The following is a 16,008-nucleotide window of genomic DNA, read 5'->3' as shown; positions in this document are numbered from 1 at the left end:
GGTCGTTAAAGAAAAGGACAAGAATATGTGGAAGCGTCATGTAGTGAAAAAGAACGAACGCGCGCTGCTGATGAGCGAGGGCGATTTCGTGAAGGTGCTGGAACCGGGCGTGTTCAAGGCCTTCGATCCGTTCAATCGCCTGTCGGTGCAGACCGCGCGTCTCGACACGCCGCTCGCCGACCAGGCGCTGGCCGACTACTTGCGTCACGACGCGCAGGACGTGCTCGCGCAATATTTCGTCGCGATGGATCTGGCCGACGACGAAGCGGGCCTGCGCTATGAAGACGACGTGCTCGTCGAGATCCTGGCGCCAGGCACGCGCCGGCTGTACTGGCGCGGCCCGATCGTGCATCGTCTCGAACGCGTCGATCTCGCGCAGCACAGCATGCTGCCGGCCGCGCTCGTGAAGCGCATCGCGCAACCGGCGCTGCGTGCGCGCGGCGTGGCGGGCCTGACGGGCGTGCTGTTGGCGCAGGTGCCGGCGTATCACGTCGGCGTGCTGAAGATCGACGGCAAGATCGAGCGGCTGCTGGAAGCAGGTGTATCGGCGTTCTGGCGCTTCAACCGCGACGTCGCGGTCGAACTCGTCGACCTGCGCGTGCAGGCGCTCGAAGTCGGCGGACAGGAAATCCTGACGCGCGACAAGGTCGCGCTGCGGCTGAACCTGTCGGCGACGTGGTGCTATGCGGACGTGCTGCATGCGTTCGGCCAGTTGCAGAAGCCGGTCGAGCACTTGTATCGCGAGTTGCAGTTCGCACTGCGTGCGGCTGTCGGTACGCGCTCGCTCGACGAACTGCTGGAAGACAAGCAGTCGATCGACGACGTCGTGATCGCACAGGTGCGTGCGCGCCTCGAAAACTCGGGCGTGGACGTGCGCAGCGTCGGCGTGAAGGATATCGTGCTGCCGGGCGACATGAAGACGATCCTCGCGCAGGTGGTCGAAGCCGAAAAAGCCGCGCAGGCGAACGTGATTCGCCGCCGCGAGGAAACGGCGGCGACGCGTTCGCTGCTGAACACCGCGAAGGTGATGGAAGAAAACCCGACCGCGCTGCGGCTCAAGGAGCTGGAAACGCTCGAGCGCGTCGCGGAACGGATCGACCGCATCTCGGTGTTCGGCGGCCTCGACCAGGTGCTGAACGGACTCGTCAGCATCAAGGGCGCTTAGGGTATGAAACGGCGCGGCGCATGTGTGCATGTGTGCATGTGTACCGCGCCGGGCAAATGAATGAATGGTGAAGCAAATGACTGACATGGATTATCAGGTGATGGAACTGGCGAACGGCAAGCCGGTGAAGATGTGGACGCAAGGCGTCGCCGTCGAGGACGAAGCGCGCGCGCAACTGCGCAACACCGCGCAGATGCCGTTCATCTTCCGCCACGTCGCGGTGATGCCGGACGTGCACCTCGGCAAGGGCTCGACGATCGGCAGCGTGATTCCGACGAAGGGCGCGATCATTCCGGCCGCGGTCGGCGTCGACATCGGCTGCGGGATGATGGCCGCGCGCACGACGCTGACGGCGTCCGACCTGCCGGACTCGCTTGGCGGGCTGCGCAGCGCGATCGAACGCGCGGTGCCGCACGGCCGTGCGCCGGGCCGCCGCGATCCGGGCGCGTGGGGCGATCGCACGCCGGCCGCCGTGACCGAATCGTGGAAATCGCTGCTGCCGGGTTTCCAGCGAATCGTCGACAAGTATCCGAAGCTGGAAAAGACGAACCACTACGCGCATCTCGGCACGCTCGGCACCGGCAATCACTTCATCGAGGTGTGCGTCGATGAAGCGGACCACGTGTGGTTCATGCTGCACAGCGGCTCGCGCGGCGTCGGCAACGCGATCGGCAGCCTGTTCATCGAACTCGCGCAGGCCGACATGCGCCAGCACATCGCGAACCTGCCGGACCGCAACCTCGCGTATTTCACCGAGGGTAGCCGGCACTTCGACGATTACGTCGAAGCGGTCGGCTGGGCGCAGGACTACGCGCGGCGTAACCGGCAGGCGATGATGGAAGCGGTGATCGGCGCGGCGCGCGGCGTGATCGGCAAGCCGTTCGCGGTCGACGAGCACGCGGTGAACTGCCACCACAACTACGTGCAGCGCGAACGCCACTTCGGCGAAGACGTGCTCGTGACGCGCAAGGGCGCGGTGTCCGCTCAGAAGGGGCAGCTCGGGATCATTCCGGGTTCGATGGGCGCGAAGAGCTTCATCGTGCGAGGGCTCGGCAACCCGGAAAGCTTCTGCTCGTGCAGCCACGGCGCGGGCCGGACGATGAGCCGCACCGAAGCGAAGCGCCGCTTCACGGCCGACGACCAGGCGAAGGCGACGCAAGGCGTCGAATGCCGGAAGGACGCCGGTGTCGTCGACGAGATTCCGATGGCCTATAAGGACATCGACGCGGTGATGGCAGCCCAGCGCAGCCTCGTGGAAGTGGTGCATACGCTGCGCCAGGTGGTGTGCGTGAAAGGATAGCGCGGCGCGCGGCCGATGGCCGGCGGCCGCGCGCAACGAAAGGGAAACAACAAAAATGAAAACGGAAAAGGCAATGACAACCGTGCGCAGCGCGCATCCGGTCGATCCGGCCGTGCGGGCGCGCGTGATGACGGAACTCGCGGAAGTCGAGCGCCGCCACGACGTGAGCGTGCTGTTCGCCTGCGAATCGGGCAGCCGCGGCTGGGGCTTCGCATCGCCTGACAGCGACTACGACGTGCGTTTCGTGTACGTGCACCGGCGCGACTGGTACCTGCGTGTCGAACCGCAACGCGACGTGATCGAGCGGCCGCTCGACGACGAGCTCGACGTAAGCGGCTGGGAGCTGCGCAAGGCGCTGCAACTGCTGCGCCGGTCGAACCCGACGCTGCTCGAATGGCTCGACTCGCCTGTCGTGTATCGCGAAGACACGCGCTGGGCGCCGCGGCTCAGGTCGCTGGCGTCGGCGTTCTTCTCGCCGGTGCGCGGGCGCCATCACTACCTCGCGATGGCAAAGAAGAACTTTCGCGGCTACCTGCAAGGCGACACGGTGCGTTACAAGAAGTACCTGTACGTGCTGCGGCCGCTGCTCGCGGTGCGCTGGATCGACATGGGGCTCGGCATGCCGCCGATGCGCTTCGCGGATCTCGTCGAAGGCACCGTGCGCGAGCCGGCGGTGCGCGCGGAACTCGATGCGTTGCTCGCGTTGAAGATGAGCGCGAACGAAAGCGAATACGGGCCGCGCCGGCCCGCGATCCACTCGCTCGTCGAGACGATGCTCGCCGATGCCGAACACGATCGCGAATACAAGCGGCCGTGGGGCGATGTGGCGATGCTCGATACGTTCCTGCGCGACGTGGTCGACGGTCGATGAAAGACGAACGGCGCGATGCCTGTGGGCATCGCGCCGTTTCCGCATCTGCATGCGCCCGGACGCTGCCGGTGAGCAACGTGCGTGCCCGCACACTACGCGTCGTCGCGCCGAACGCTGCCCGTTGCGGCTGTATACTTGATCCCGTTCTGCAAAGCCCACCGCGTCATACGCCACTGCACTCCACGTGCACCGCTTGCCGACGATGCGCCTGCAGCGCCGACGTCTTCCGCCCGCCCGTTCACAGCCGATACGAACCGTCATGTCGCACCGCCTTTCGCTTGCCCTCGCCGCCCTCCTCGCCGCTTCTCAGCTCGCCGCACAGGCACGCCCGCTCGCGCGGCCGCCGGTCGAGCGCGACTTCAAGAGCTGGTCGGTCGTCTGCGATAACGGCAACCGCTGCATTGCCGAAAGCCACGCCGACGATATCGACGACGCGCGCACCAACCTCATCCTGCGCGTGACGCGCGATGCCGGCCCCGACGCGCAACCGTCGCTCGACATCTTCGCGTCGGCGCCACTGGATCTGCGCACGGCACGCACCGATGGCCGCCCGTTCGATGCGATGCCGGCCCAATGGCATGCGTTCGGCGACAAGCCGGACAATGACGACGCGCACCCGTTCCGGATCCGGACGAGCGATCCGGCAACGGTTGCCGCATGGCTCGCCGCGTCGCGCAATGCGCAACTGCTGAGCTTCGGCGATCCGGCGTCGGCGCAAACGCCGCGCACGCCGCTGTCGGGATTGAATGCCGCTCTGCTGCTGATCGACGACACGCAGGGCCGCGTCGGCACGGTCACGGCGCTGCTGCGCCCCGGCAACCGGCCCGCTTCGTCGGTGCCGGCCGCACCGGCACTGCCGCCCGCCGTCGTTCCGGCGCCGCTCGTCGCCGGCCTGTCGGCCGCCGAACAGCGCCCGCTCGTCGATGCCGTGCTCGCGAAGTTCGGCATCGACGTGAAGCAATGCGCGGCCGATGTCGAAGACGAAATGTCGGCCGGCGATCGCAGGAAGGCGTCGCGCGCCGTGGCGATCTCGGCCGACGAGGCGCTCGTCGCGATCCCGTGCCAGACCAGCAGCCTGTATAACCACACCGACCTGTGGTACCGCGTGCGGCGGTCGGCGCCGTATGCGCCGACGGCGATGAACTTCGGCGAGAACGCGAACGCCGGCCTCGACTCGGCGTCGTTCGCGAACGAACTGACCGACGCCGGCTACGATCCCGCCAGCGCGATGCTGTCAAGCAAGGTCCGCTTGCGCAGTGCCGGCGATTGCGGCTCGACCGCATCGTGGGTCTTCGACGGCCGGCGCTTCCTGCTCGCCGACATCGCGACGCACGGCACCTGCAACGGCCTGTTCCAGGATCAATGGCCACGCCTGTATCGCCGGGCCGATGCGACGGGAAAGCGCTGACGCGCGTGGCGTGCCACCGTCACGTCACTCGCCGACGATCGAGATCGAGAATCCGTCCCAGCCCTTCTGCCCGACCGTCTGCACGGCCGTCGTCGTGAGCTTCGGCTCGGCAGCGAGGCGCGCGAAGCCTTCCCGCACGCCGACCACATCGGACTCGCGATTGCCCGGATCGGCCACGCGCCCGCCGCGCACGACGTTGTCGACCACGATCACCGTGCCGGGCCGCGACAGCTTCAGCGCCGCGTCGAGATAGACCGGGTTGTTGTCCTTGTCCGCATCGATGAAGATGAAATCGAACGGCGCGCCACCCGCATCGACGAGCCGCGCGAGACTGTCCTTCGCGCTGCCGACGATCACCGACACGACCTCTGCGAACCCGGCTCGCGCGATATTCTGCGTCGCGACCTTTGCGTGCTCGGGGCGCAGTTCGAGCGTCACGAGCGTGCCGCCCGGCGGCAACGCGCGCGCGAGCCAGATCGTGCTGTAGCCGCCGAGCGTGCCGACCTCGAGGATGCGCCGCGCGCCGCGTATCGTCGCGAGCAGTTGCAGCAGCTTGCCCTGGTTCGGCGCGACGTTGATCGCGGGCAGCCCGGCCGCGTGGCTGGCCGCCAGCGCGGCGTCGAGCGCATCGTCGGACGGCACGAGCGTTGCGGAAAAATACGCATCCACCTGGTTCCACTGGTCCTGATCCATCGCACGCCTCCTGTCTGCGGAAAACCGCATTCTATGCGCGGCATCCCCATAAGCAACACACCATTCGTTCTAAGGACAGCAGCACACGTGCTCCTATAATCGCTCGACATCACAACAACAGACGGAGCACCCATGACCGATCAGGCCTCTTCGAACTGGCGCCTCGAAACCATCGCCGTGCACGGCGGTTATCGTCCCGACCCGACCACGCGCGCGGTCGCCGTACCGATCTACCAGACCGTTGCGTACGCATTCGACGACACGCAGCACGGCGCCGACCTGTTCGACCTGAAGGTCCAGGGCAACATCTACACGCGGATCATGAACCCGACGACGGATGTGCTCGAGAAGCGGATCGCCGCGCTAGAGGGCGGCATCGGCGCGCTTGCGCTCGCGTCGGGACAATCCGCGGTCACGTATGCGATCCAGACGATCGCCGAAGCCGGCGACAACATCGTGTCCGCGAGTTCGCTGTACGGCGGCACCTACAACCTGTTCGCGCATACGCTGCCGCAATACGGGATCACGACGCGCTTCGCCGATCCACGCGACCCCCGCGTCGTTCGAGCCGCTGATCGACGCGCGCACGAAGGCGATCTTCGCGGAATCGGTTGGCAACCCGCTCGGCAACATCACCGATATCGCCGCGCTCGCGGAAATCGCGCATCGCCACGGGATCCCGCTGATCGTCGACAACACCGTGCCGTCGCCGTATCTGCTGCGCCCGTTCGAGCACGGTGCGGACATCGTCGTGCACTCGCTGACGAAGTATCTCGGCGGGCACGGCACGAGCCTCGGCGGCGCGATCGTCGATTCGGGCAAATTCCCGTGGGTCGAGCACGCGGACCGCTTCAAGCGGCTGAACGAGCCGGACGTCAGCTATCACGGCGTCGTCTATACGGAGGCGTTCGGGCCGGCCGCCTATATCGGCCGCGCGCGCGTGGTGCCGCTGCGCAACATGGGCGCGGCAATCTCGCCGTTCAACGCGTTCCAGATCCTGCAGGGCATCGAAACGCTCGCGTTGCGCGTCGAACGGATCAGCGACAACGCACTGAAGATCGCGCAGCATCTCGCGCGCCACGAGCACGTCGAATGGGTGAACTATGCGGGGCTGCCCGATCACCCGGACCATCCGCTCGTCGCACGCTACCTGTCGGGCCGCGCGCCGGGCATCCTGACGTTCGGCGTGAAGGGCGGCCGCGACGGCGGCGCGAAGTTCCAGGACGCGCTGAAGCTGTTCACGCGGCTCGTCAACATCGGCGATACGAAGTCGCTCGCGACGCACCCGGCATCGACGACGCACCGGCAACTGTCGCCGGCCGAACTCGCGAAGGCCGGCGTGAAGGAGGAAACGGTGCGGCTGTCGATCGGCATCGAGCATATCGACGACCTGCTCGCCGATCTCGACCAGGCGCTCGCGCAGCTTTGACCGGAACAGGCGCGCCGGCTACCACGTCGTCGCGCCCGCCGGATACGTGTCGACGATGCGTGAGCCGTTGGCGGGCGTGACGCCCGCGTTGCGCAACGCGGTCCACAAGTCGATCGCATGCTCGCGCGACTTGCGGCTGCCGTCGTCGGTCAGCACGTTCAGTGCGATCACTTCGTCGCGTGTCGTCAGTTGCAGTTGTTCCTTCAACTTGCGCGACTGATACGACGCGGTACGGACATCGCCCAGCACGATCCGCTTCTCCGCGACATTCGGCTCGCCGCCCGTGTCGGCCGGCACGAACGTCAGCCGGCCGTTGTCGAGCTCGCATTGCCCGCGCGTGAACGTCGCGCTCCACTCGCCCGACGGAACGGCCGCGAACTCGCAGCGCATCCGCTCGTTCGCGCGGCGGCCGGCGTCGTGCGCCGACGCATGCGACAGCGCCCGTTCCGGCCAGCCGGCCGCCATCGCGGCCGTCGACATCAAACAGACAGCCAGCATGATTCCTGTTGCGATAGTGCGCATGGCACGCTCCTTTCCATATGGAAAACCGGCCGAGCAGCGGCGTCGCAGCCGGCCGCGAATGAACGATCAACGCACCGCGAAGCGGTTGTCGTGCGCATCGACCGTCGGTGCGTTCTCGCCGCCGTGAACCGTCGATCGATGGATTTCCTGATTGCGCGCAACGGCGGCCGGGCTCGCCGGGTAGTCGTGATTCGGGCTCGGGATCACGCCGTCGTGCCGCGCGCGCATCAGTTCCCGACGCACTTCCTGCCGGGTCTTCGCCCGCGCGGCCACGGTCTGCGAGAAGGCCGCGATCGACAGAGCGGCAACGGTCATGGCGATCATCGGTCGCGGAATGTTCATGTCGTTCGCTCCTTGCCTGGAATCCGTGACAGGAGCCGTCACTTTGATCCGGCGGCGGTGCGGCATCGTGATCCCGGCATGACGGATTCGTCATGGTTCGCGCATTCACCGCGTCGCAGTACGAAGTAAACTCGTCTCGAACAACGGCGCAGGCATCGATCGGCTCCTATGGCTACGGCGGAACGCGCACGCAAGGCATCGTCAATCTCGGGTTTCGCCATCGATTCTGATCGCGGCGACGGCACGCTCGCGCCTGCGTGACAAAAAATTCATGTTCCGATCAGGTTCACGATGCGTCGTTTCGCTACCATCGGAACGGTAACGGGCCATGCCTGTTCCCATCCACGCAGCGGGTCGCTGTCGCACGGCACGATCACGCGTTAGGCCCGGGCTCATCGAGTACCGGGCCTTTTTTTGATCGCAAGGCAGACGATCAGGGTGCTGGATTGCGTTGCGGGAACAGACACGGATGCGTCTTCACGTACAGGTTCGGATTGCCGCAACGATGCCCCGCATAGTCGATCTGCTCGCCGGGCATGAGGTCGGCCGGCACCGGCTTGCGCGCGGCGGACGACGCGGTCGTGCCGGTGTCGGAACGTGGCGATGCGCAGCCCGCGAGAAACGTGACGATCAGGACTGCGATCAACGATAGGAGAATGGCGGGACGATGCAATTTCCGGTCCGAAATGAAAGCCTGAACATGACCGCCCGCTTTCGATTCTGCTGTCGCGAACGGCGCGAACGCCGCCGGCCGCGCGGGCCATCGGCAGGCTTCATGTTCCGCTTCCCGCTCATCGCGCTCATGACGCGAACATGACGATTTCGTCACATCGATCGAGCGCGTACGGCGCGCCGCCGCCTCGCGCAAATCTGACTTTTTTTTCATCTGCCGATCACGGTGGCGCATGGCTGCTTTCGCATACTGGGTCCATGGTTCGCCACCCGGCGACCCTGATCAAGGAGAGAGCTCAATGAAAACGGCAAAACTCGCAGCACTGTTCGTCACCGTCACGCTATCGCTCGGCATGGCCACGCAGGCTGCATTCGCGCAAACGCAAACGCAGGGCAAGACGCGCACGCAGGTCGTCAACGAACTGAAGCAGGCGCAGCACGACGGCGTCGTGCCGACGGGCAAGACGCAGTACCCGCCGAGCGGCGAGCTCGTCGCGCGCAACAAGGAACTGCACGGGATCTCGGTGCATGGCGGCGAGAAGGCGCCGCAGGCCGACAACCACGACAACCTGGCGACACGCTGATGCCCCTCGGTCGTACGATCGCGGGCAACGTGCCGCTCGCAAACGCCTTGTGGCGAACGTGCGGGCGTGCCCGCCCGCGATGTCAGGTGCGGATGACGGCCGGCCGCGTCGGCTCGGCCGGCCGTCGCGGAAAGCGCAGCCAGAACGTCGTGCGCTGGCCGGGATCGCTGTCGACGCCGCATTCGCCGCCGTGGTTGTCCATGATCGACCGGACGATCGCGAGGCCGAGCCCCGTCCCCGACGCCGAATTGTGCCGCGACGGATCGACGCGATAGAAGCGTTCGAAGATCAGCCCGACATGTTCCGCCGCGATGCCCGGCCCCGTATCCGACACGGCGATCGTCGTCGCGCCGCCCTGCTCCACGCAGTCGATCGTCACGACGCTGCCGCGCGGCGCGTAAGCCAGCGCATTCGACAGCAGGTTGCTCAACGCGCGCTGGTACAGCGTGAGATCCGCATCGACCCACGCATGGCCGTCGACCTTCACCGACACGCCCGCATCCTCCGCGAGCGGCTCGTAGTAGCCGGCGACACGCCCGGCCTCTTCCGCCGCATTCAGGCGCCGCACGTCGATCGACGTGCCGGCCTGTTCCGAACGCGCGAGAAACAGCATGTCCTCGATCATTCGCGACAGCCGCTGATACTCGTCGATGCTCGACTCGATCACGTTGCGATATTCATCCGCACTGCGCGGCTGCGACAGCACGACCTGCGCGGCCGCCTGCAGGTTCGTGAGCGGCGTGCGCATGTCGTGCGCGAGATTCGACGAGAACTGGCTCAGCCGCGTGAACGATTCGTTCAGCCGTGCGAGCATCCCGTTGAATGCGTGCTCGAGCTCCTTCAGCTCGCCTGACGTATCGAGCTCCGGCAGCGGATGCGCAAGCCGGCTCGACGACATCTGCTCGGCGCGCGCCGCGAAACGCCGCAGCGGACTCAGCCCGAGCGCCGCGATGCCATACGCGATCGCGGCCGCGAGCACCACGCCGAACACCTCGATCACGACGATCGTATAAGCATGCGTACGCAACAGCAGCACGTCGGCGCTGCGATCGTACTGCACCGCGACGCGTACCACCGGAGCGCCCGCGCCGGCGAGCGGCACGGTCGTCACCAGGTACTGGTGCCGCGCGCCGGGCGGCGCGACGCCGACCGGCACGCGCCCCGCGTCCAGCGACAGCAGCGGCGCGTATGGGCGAAAACCGGGCGTGCCGACGAGGCGCGTGCCCGTCGCATCGTAGATCGCGAGATCCATGTTCGGATGGCCGTGCAGCTGGTCGATCCAGATGTCGGTGTTGCGCGCGACGTCGGCCGTCGTGCGCGCTTCGGCCAGATGCGTGCCCAATGCGGCGGAAATGCCGGCCATCTGCTCGGCCGCCGTCGTTTCGACGCGGTTGCTCAGCGCTTCATAAAGCGCGACGCCGCTCGACGCGAGGATCACCGACGTCGACAGGATGATCAGCGCGGTCAGGCGTCCGCGCAGCGTGCGCGGCAGCAGGCGCGCGATCATGCGGTCGCGCCGCCGCGCGCCTCGAGCACGTAGCCCATCCCTCGCACGGTATGGATCAGCTTCGGCTCGTACGCGTCGTCGATCTTCGAGCGCAGCCGCCGGATCGCCGAATCGACGACGTTCGTGTCGCTGTTGAAGTTCATGTCCCACACCTGCGAAGCGATCGTCGCGCGCGGCAGGATCTCGCCCTCGCGGCGCATCAGCAGCCACAGCAGCGCGAATTCCTTCGCGGTCAGCAGGATCGTGTCGCCCTGCCGCGTGGCCTTGCGGCGCGTCAGGTCGAGTTCGAGGTCGGCCACGCGCAGCGTGTTCGAATCGCGCGGCTGGCCGCGCCGCAGGATCGACTTGATGCGCGCGGTCAGCTCGACAAAGTCGAACGGCTTCGCGAGATAGTCGTCGGCGCCGAGTTCGAGCCCCTTCACGCGATCGCCGACGTCGTCGCGCGCGGTGAGGAACAGCACGGGCGTCGACTTGCTGCGCCGCAGGTTCTGCAGCAGCGTCCAGCCGTCCTGCCCCGGCAGCATCACGTCGAGCACGAGCAGGTCGTATTCCTCGGTCTCGGCCTGGTGCTGGCCCGTGATGCCGTCCTCGACCCAGTCGACGACATAACCGGCCTCCGTCAGGCCCTTGCACAGATAGGCACCCGTCTTCGGTTCATCCTCGACAATCAGAATTCGCATTACGCATTACCCTTGAAGAAACCCAGCCGGCGCAGCAAACCGGCGCCGACCCCGCCGCCGAAGCTGTCCAAAAGCGCGGCGCGCCACGACACCGCATGGCTGACGCGGTACAGCACAGGCAGCACCAGCAGCGTCAGCGCCGTGGACGACAGGATACCGCCGATCACGACCGTCGCAAGCGGGCGCTGCACCTCGGCGCCGGTGCCGGTCGCGAACGCCATCGGCAGGAAACCGAGCGACGCGACCAGCGCGGTCATCAGCACGGGCCGCAGCCGCGTGAGCGCGCCTTCGCGCACGGCGGCGTCGAGCGGCGTCCCTTCGTCGCGCAGGTTGCGGATGAACGAGATCATCACGAGACCGTTGAGCACGGCGACGCCGGACAGCGCGATGAAGCCGACCGCCGCCGTGATCGACAGCGGGATCCCGCGCAGCCACAGCGACACGACGCCGCCGCTCAGCGCGAACGGAATGCCGGTGAATACGAGCAAGCCGTCCTTCACGTTGTTGAACATCACGAACAGCAGCACGAACACCATGAACAGCGCGAGCGGCACGACGAGCTTCAGGCGCTCGCTCGCGCTTTGCAGCTGCTCGAACTGGCCGCCCCACGACACCCAGTAGCCGGCCGGCACGCGCACGTCCTGCTGCAACTGCTCGCGCGCATCGGCGACGAACGAGCCGACGTCGCGGCCGCGCACGTTCGCGCTGACGACCACGCGCCGCTTGCCGTCCTCGCGGCTGATCTGGTTCGGGCCCGGCGCGACGTCGATCGTCGCGAGTTCAGCGAGCGGCACGTACGGCGCTGCCGCCAGCGGCGCGCTGGCACCGGCCGCCGGCGCGGGCAGCGCGATCGGCAGCCGCTTGATCGCCTCGATATCCGAGCGCAGCTCGTCGGGCAGCCGCACGACGATATCGAAGCGGCGGTCGCCCTGGAACAGCGTGCCGGCCTTCTGCCCGCCGACGGCCGCGGCCACCGTGTCCTGCAGGTCGGCGACGCTCACGCCGTAGCGTGCGAGCTTGTCGCGGTCGAGGTTGACGGTGAGCACCGGCAGTCCGGTCGTCTGCTCGACCTTCACTTCCGACGCGCCCGGCACCTTCTGCAAAGCCGCCGCGATCTGCTCGCCGGTCTGGTTCAGCATGACCATGTCGTCGCCGAAGATCTTCACGGCCACGTCGCTGCGCACGCCCGAGATCAGCTCGTTGAAGCGCAGCTGGATCGGCTGCGAGAACTCGTACGCATTGCCCGGCAGCTCGGCGAGCGCTTCCTCGATCTCGCGCACGAGCGTGTCGCGCGGCTTCTTCGGGTTCGGCCACTGGTCGGCCGGCTTCAGCATGATGTAGCCGTCCGACAGGTTCGGCGGCATCGGGTCGGCAGCGATCTCGGCCGTGCCGGTGCGCGCGAACACGCGCTCGATCTCGGGGAAACGCGCCTTCAGCGTCTTCTCGATCGACTTCTGCATCTCGACCGACTGCGACAGGCTCGTGCCGGGAATCCGCAGCGCGGCGACCGCCAGATCGCCTTCGTCGAGGCTCGGGATGAACTCGCTGCCGAGTCGCGTGGCGAGCCCGAGCGTGACGAGCACGATCGCACCCGCGCCGAGCATCACGCGCACCGGGCGCGTCATGAACGCGGCGAGTACCGGTTCGTACGCGCGCCGCGCCCAGCCCATCAGCCGGTTCTCCTTCTCCTCGACCCGCTCGCCGATGAACAGCGCGACGGCCGCCGGAATGAACGTGACGGTCAACACCATCGCGGCCGCGAGCGCCATCACGACGGTAATGGCCATCGGGTGGAACATCTTGCCTTCGACGCCGGTCAGCGCAAAGATCGGCAGGTACACGACCATGATGATCAGTTGCCCGAAGATCAGCGCGCGGCGCGCTTCCTGCGACGCGCCGAACACTTCGGCGAAGCGCTCGTCGCGCGTGAGCGGCCGCCCGGCCGCCGCCTGCGCATGCGCGAGCCGCCGCACGCAGTTCTCGACGATCACCACCGCGCCGTCGACGATGATCCCGAAGTCGAGCGCGCCGAGGCTCATCAGGTTCGCGCTCACCTTCGCGTTGACCATGCCGGTGAAGGTCATCAGCATCGACAGCGGAATCACGAGCGCGGTGATCAGCGCCGCGCGGATGTTGCCGAGGAACAGGAACAGCACGGCGATCACGAGGATCGCGCCTTCGAGCAGGTTCTTCTTCACCGTCGCGACGGCCTTCTCGACGAGCACGGTGCGGTCGTACACGGGAATCGCCTTCACGCCGGCAGGCAGCGTGCGGTTCACGTCCTCCATCTTTGCCGCGACGGCCTTCGAAACCGTCCGGCTGTTCTCGCCCATCAGCATGAAGACCGTGCCGAGCACGACCTCCTCGCCGTCCGACGTCGCGGCGCCGGTGCGCAGCTCGCGACCGATGTCGACCAGCCCGACGTCCTTCATCCGCACCGGCACGCCGCCGACGTTGGTCAGCACGATGTTCGCGATGTCGTCGACGGTGCGCGCCTGGCCCGGCACGCGCACGAGATACTGTTCGCCGCGCTTTTCGATGTAGCCGGCGCCGACGTTGTCGTTGTTGCGTTCTAGCGCGCGCACGACGTCGGCGAGCGTCAGCCCGTACGACATCAGCTTCGCCGGGTTCGGTGCGACACGGTATTCCTTCACGTAGCCGCCGATCGAGTTGACCTCGGTCACGCCGCGCACGTTCCTGAGCTGCGGCCGCACGACCCAGTCCTGCAGCTCGCGCAGGTCGGCCGCCGTATAGCGCGTGCCGTCGGGCTTGCGCGCGGCCGCGTCGGCTTCGACGGTCCACAGGTAGATTTCGCCGAGGCCCGTCGACGTCGGACCCATCGCGGGTGCGATGCCGGCCGGCAGCTTGTCCTTCGCTTCCTGGATGCGCTCGTTGACGAGTTGCCGCGCGAAGTAGATGTCGGTGCCGTCCTTGAAGATCACGGTGACCTGCGACAGCCCGTAGCGCGAGATCGAGCGCGTCTGCTCGAGGCCCGGCAGCCCGGCCATCACGGTCTCGATCGGGTAGGTGATCCGCTGTTCGGCCTCGAGCGGCGAATAACCGGGCACGGCCGTGTTGATCTGAACCTGCACGTTGGTGATGTCGGGCACCGCGTCGATCGGCAGCTTCTGGTAGCTGAAGACGCCCAGCGCGGCCACGGCCGCGATCGCCAGCATCACGAGCCAGCGGTGCGCAATCACAAAGCGGATCAGGCGCTCAAACATGGCGGGATTCCTTGAAACGGGGAACGGTCACCCTCATCGGACGGGCCGCGCGACCGGTCACTCGACGGGTCGCAAATCGAGCCGCATATCGGGTCGAAAACCGTGCAACGGCACGCGCGTGACGCTCATTCATGTTCCGCGCTCCCCTTGCCGAGTTCGGCCTTCAGCACGAAGCTGTTCGACGCCGCATATTCCTGGCCGGGCTTGAGCCCCTTCAGCACTTCGGTCGCGCGCTCGTCGCGCCGCCCCGTCTCGACCGCCTGTGCGACGAACCCCTTCGGCGAGCGGACGAACACCGACGGCGCGCCGTCAACGTCCTGCAGCGCGTCGCTCGCGACCGCGAGCGGCACGTCCTGCCTGCCTGCGTCGACCGACACGTTCACGAACATGCCCGGCCGCCACACGCCGTCCGGGTTCGGCAACACGACGCGCGCAGGCGCGGTGCGCGTCTGTTCGCCGAGCAGCGAGCCCACATACGCGATCGGGCCGCTCGAACGCGATTCGAACGCGGTCGCGCTGACGGTCGCGTCGCGGCCCACGCGCACATCGTTCAGCCGCTGCGCCGGCACGGCCATCTCGGCCCACACGGTCGACAGGTCGGAGATCACGAACATGCTTGCATCGGCGGCGATCGCCTCGCCGGGCGTCGCATGCTTCTCGACGATCGTGCCCGCGAACGGCGCGCGCAGCTCGTAGCGGTTCAGCGCGCCCGCGCCCGCCGGCGCGTTCAGCGCGGCGAGTTTCTGCCGCGCGTTCTGCACGGCGATCTCGGCCTCGCGCAACTGCACCTGTGCCTGCTGGTAGTCCTGTTCCGCCGAGATGCGCTCCTGCCACAGCGTGCGTTCGCGCTCGTAGGTTGCGCGCGCACCCGACAGCCGGCGCTCGGCCGTCAGCAGTTCGCTGCGCCGGTCCGCGAGATCGGTGCTCGCGATCACGGCCAGCACCTGCCCCTTCGCAACGTTCTGCCCGAGCGACACCGATACCTGCTCGACGATGCCGGCCACGCGCGGCACGACGTGCGCGGTGCGATCCTCGTTGAACTTGATCTCGCCCGGCAACTGGAACGGCGTCGCGATCTGCGCGGGGCCGGCCTTCGCAAGCCCGATCTTCGAGGTCGCCAACTGCGCGTCGGTCAGCGCGATCGCGCCGTCGGCGCGCGCGAACGGGAACGACGCCGCGTCGCCGCCCGCCTTGACGTCGATCGTCGCATCGAACACGTGCGGCTCGGCGATCGACAGCGCGGACACGAACTTCTGGCCGGCCGCGTCGAAACGCAACGGTTCATGCGTGCGGTCGTAGCGGACCAGCGTGCCGGACACGGTCACGCCCTTGTCGGCCGGCTTGCCGTCGACGAACGGATAGACGACGAGCCGCGCGTCGCCGGGCTTTTCCGTCATGACGATCTCGACGGACAGCCTGCCGCGCTTCAGCACGACACCGCCCCGCGCGCCGGCGCCATCGGCCGGCGGTGCGGCTTCGGCGGCCGATGGCGCTGGCGCGCCGCCGCCCCGCGTGACGGCGAGCGCGCCGAGCACGATTCCGGCGCCGCCGAGCACGGCCGCCGCAATGATGAAGATTCTGCTGCGTGACATGACGATCCTTCAGGTAAGA

Annotated in this window: 13 protein-coding genes and 1 pseudogene; 6 read left to right on the top strand and 8 right to left on the bottom strand. The window is 67.3% G+C overall.

Annotated features, from left to right (window positions below):
• Nucleotides 1-25 precede the first annotated feature (25 nt).
• From FPJ27_RS07055 to FPJ27_RS07040, 4 genes are all read left to right on the top strand, one after another.
• The gene (locus FPJ27_RS07055) at nt 26-1,165 is read left to right on the top strand and encodes a slipin family protein (RefSeq protein ID WP_204422453.1); all 1,140 of its coding nucleotides are present in this window, start codon (nt 26-28) and stop codon (nt 1,163-1,165) included.
• A gap of 76 nt (nt 1,166-1,241) precedes the next feature.
• Complete coding sequence (locus FPJ27_RS07050; protein WP_275557391.1) at nt 1,242-2,465, top strand: RtcB family protein; 1,224 nt, start codon at nt 1,242-1,244, stop codon at nt 2,463-2,465.
• A gap of 55 nt (nt 2,466-2,520) precedes the next feature.
• A complete protein-coding gene (locus FPJ27_RS07045) occupies nt 2,521-3,336 on the top strand; it encodes a nucleotidyltransferase domain-containing protein (RefSeq protein WP_204422452.1) in 816 nt (271 codons plus the stop codon).
• Between the two features lie 259 nt (nt 3,337-3,595).
• Nucleotides 3,596-4,744 carry a DUF1176 domain-containing protein gene (locus FPJ27_RS07040; protein ID WP_204422451.1) on the top strand — a complete coding sequence of 383 codons (1,149 nt, stop codon included), beginning with the start codon at nt 3,596-3,598 and terminating at the stop codon, nt 4,742-4,744.
• 24 nt (nt 4,745-4,768) lie between these two features.
• On the opposite strand, the gene FPJ27_RS07035 is transcribed toward FPJ27_RS07040, so the two are convergent.
• Nucleotides 4,769-5,437 carry an O-methyltransferase gene (locus FPJ27_RS07035; RefSeq protein WP_204422450.1) on the bottom strand — a complete coding sequence of 223 codons (669 nt, stop codon included), beginning with the start codon at nt 5,435-5,437 and terminating at the stop codon, nt 4,769-4,771.
• Nucleotides 5,438-5,569: 132 nt separating this feature from the next.
• Between FPJ27_RS07035 and FPJ27_RS07030 the strand changes: the two are divergent.
• Nucleotides 5,570-6,866, top strand: a pseudogene (locus tag FPJ27_RS07030) (aminotransferase class I/II-fold pyridoxal phosphate-dependent enzyme).
• A gap of 18 nt (nt 6,867-6,884) precedes the next feature.
• On the opposite strand, the gene FPJ27_RS07025 reads toward FPJ27_RS07030, so the two are convergent.
• The 3 genes from FPJ27_RS07025 to FPJ27_RS36325 all read right to left on the bottom strand — a co-directional run bounded on the left by FPJ27_RS07025 (nt 6,885) and on the right by FPJ27_RS36325 (nt 8,637).
• Nucleotides 6,885-7,388: a hypothetical protein gene (locus FPJ27_RS07025; RefSeq protein WP_204422449.1), complete on the bottom strand. Its 504-nt coding sequence runs from the start codon at nt 7,386-7,388 to the stop codon at nt 6,885-6,887.
• A gap of 66 nt (nt 7,389-7,454) precedes the next feature.
• Nucleotides 7,455-7,730 (bottom strand): DUF4148 domain-containing protein, encoded by a 276-nt coding sequence (locus FPJ27_RS07020; RefSeq protein WP_204422448.1) that lies wholly within the window; start codon nt 7,728-7,730, stop codon nt 7,455-7,457.
• Between the two features lie 433 nt (nt 7,731-8,163).
• The gene (locus FPJ27_RS36325; RefSeq protein WP_239483249.1) at nt 8,164-8,637 is read right to left on the bottom strand and encodes a hypothetical protein; all 474 of its coding nucleotides are present in this window, start codon (nt 8,635-8,637) and stop codon (nt 8,164-8,166) included.
• A gap of 64 nt (nt 8,638-8,701) precedes the next feature.
• Between FPJ27_RS36325 and FPJ27_RS07010 the strand changes: the two genes are divergently transcribed.
• Entirely contained in the window at nt 8,702-8,986 is a 285-nt protein-coding gene (locus FPJ27_RS07010) for a DUF4148 domain-containing protein (RefSeq protein WP_204422447.1), read from the top strand.
• Nucleotides 8,987-9,068: 82 nt separating this feature from the next.
• Here the strand turns inward: FPJ27_RS07010 and FPJ27_RS07005 are convergent, their stop codons facing one another.
• The 4 genes from FPJ27_RS07005 to FPJ27_RS06990 all read right to left on the bottom strand — a co-directional run bounded on the left by FPJ27_RS07005 (nt 9,069) and on the right by FPJ27_RS06990 (nt 15,989).
• Nucleotides 9,069-10,493, bottom strand: coding sequence for a heavy metal sensor histidine kinase (locus FPJ27_RS07005; RefSeq protein ID WP_204422446.1), 1,425 nt, complete (start codon nt 10,491-10,493; stop codon nt 9,069-9,071).
• Nucleotides 10,490-11,173 (bottom strand): heavy metal response regulator transcription factor IrlR, encoded by a 684-nt coding sequence (gene irlR / locus FPJ27_RS07000; protein WP_204422445.1) that lies wholly within the window; start codon nt 11,171-11,173, stop codon nt 10,490-10,492. The genes FPJ27_RS07005 and irlR overlap by 4 nt, the downstream gene beginning before the upstream one ends.
• Nucleotides 11,173-14,397 carry a CusA/CzcA family heavy metal efflux RND transporter gene (locus FPJ27_RS06995; protein WP_204422444.1) on the bottom strand — a complete coding sequence of 1,075 codons (3,225 nt, stop codon included), beginning with the start codon at nt 14,395-14,397 and terminating at the stop codon, nt 11,173-11,175. The genes irlR and FPJ27_RS06995 overlap by 1 nt, the downstream gene beginning before the upstream one ends.
• Nucleotides 14,398-14,522: 125 nt before the next feature.
• The gene (locus FPJ27_RS06990; protein WP_204422443.1) at nt 14,523-15,989 is read right to left on the bottom strand and encodes an efflux RND transporter periplasmic adaptor subunit; all 1,467 of its coding nucleotides are present in this window, start codon (nt 15,987-15,989) and stop codon (nt 14,523-14,525) included.
• Between the last annotated feature and the right edge of the window lie 19 nt (nt 15,990-16,008).

The organism is Burkholderia sp. MS455 (assembly GCF_016899445.1).
Lineage (GTDB): Bacteria > Pseudomonadota > Gammaproteobacteria > Burkholderiales > Burkholderiaceae > Burkholderia > Burkholderia pyrrocinia_C.
This window is presented reverse-complemented; position numbering and strand designations above follow the sequence as displayed.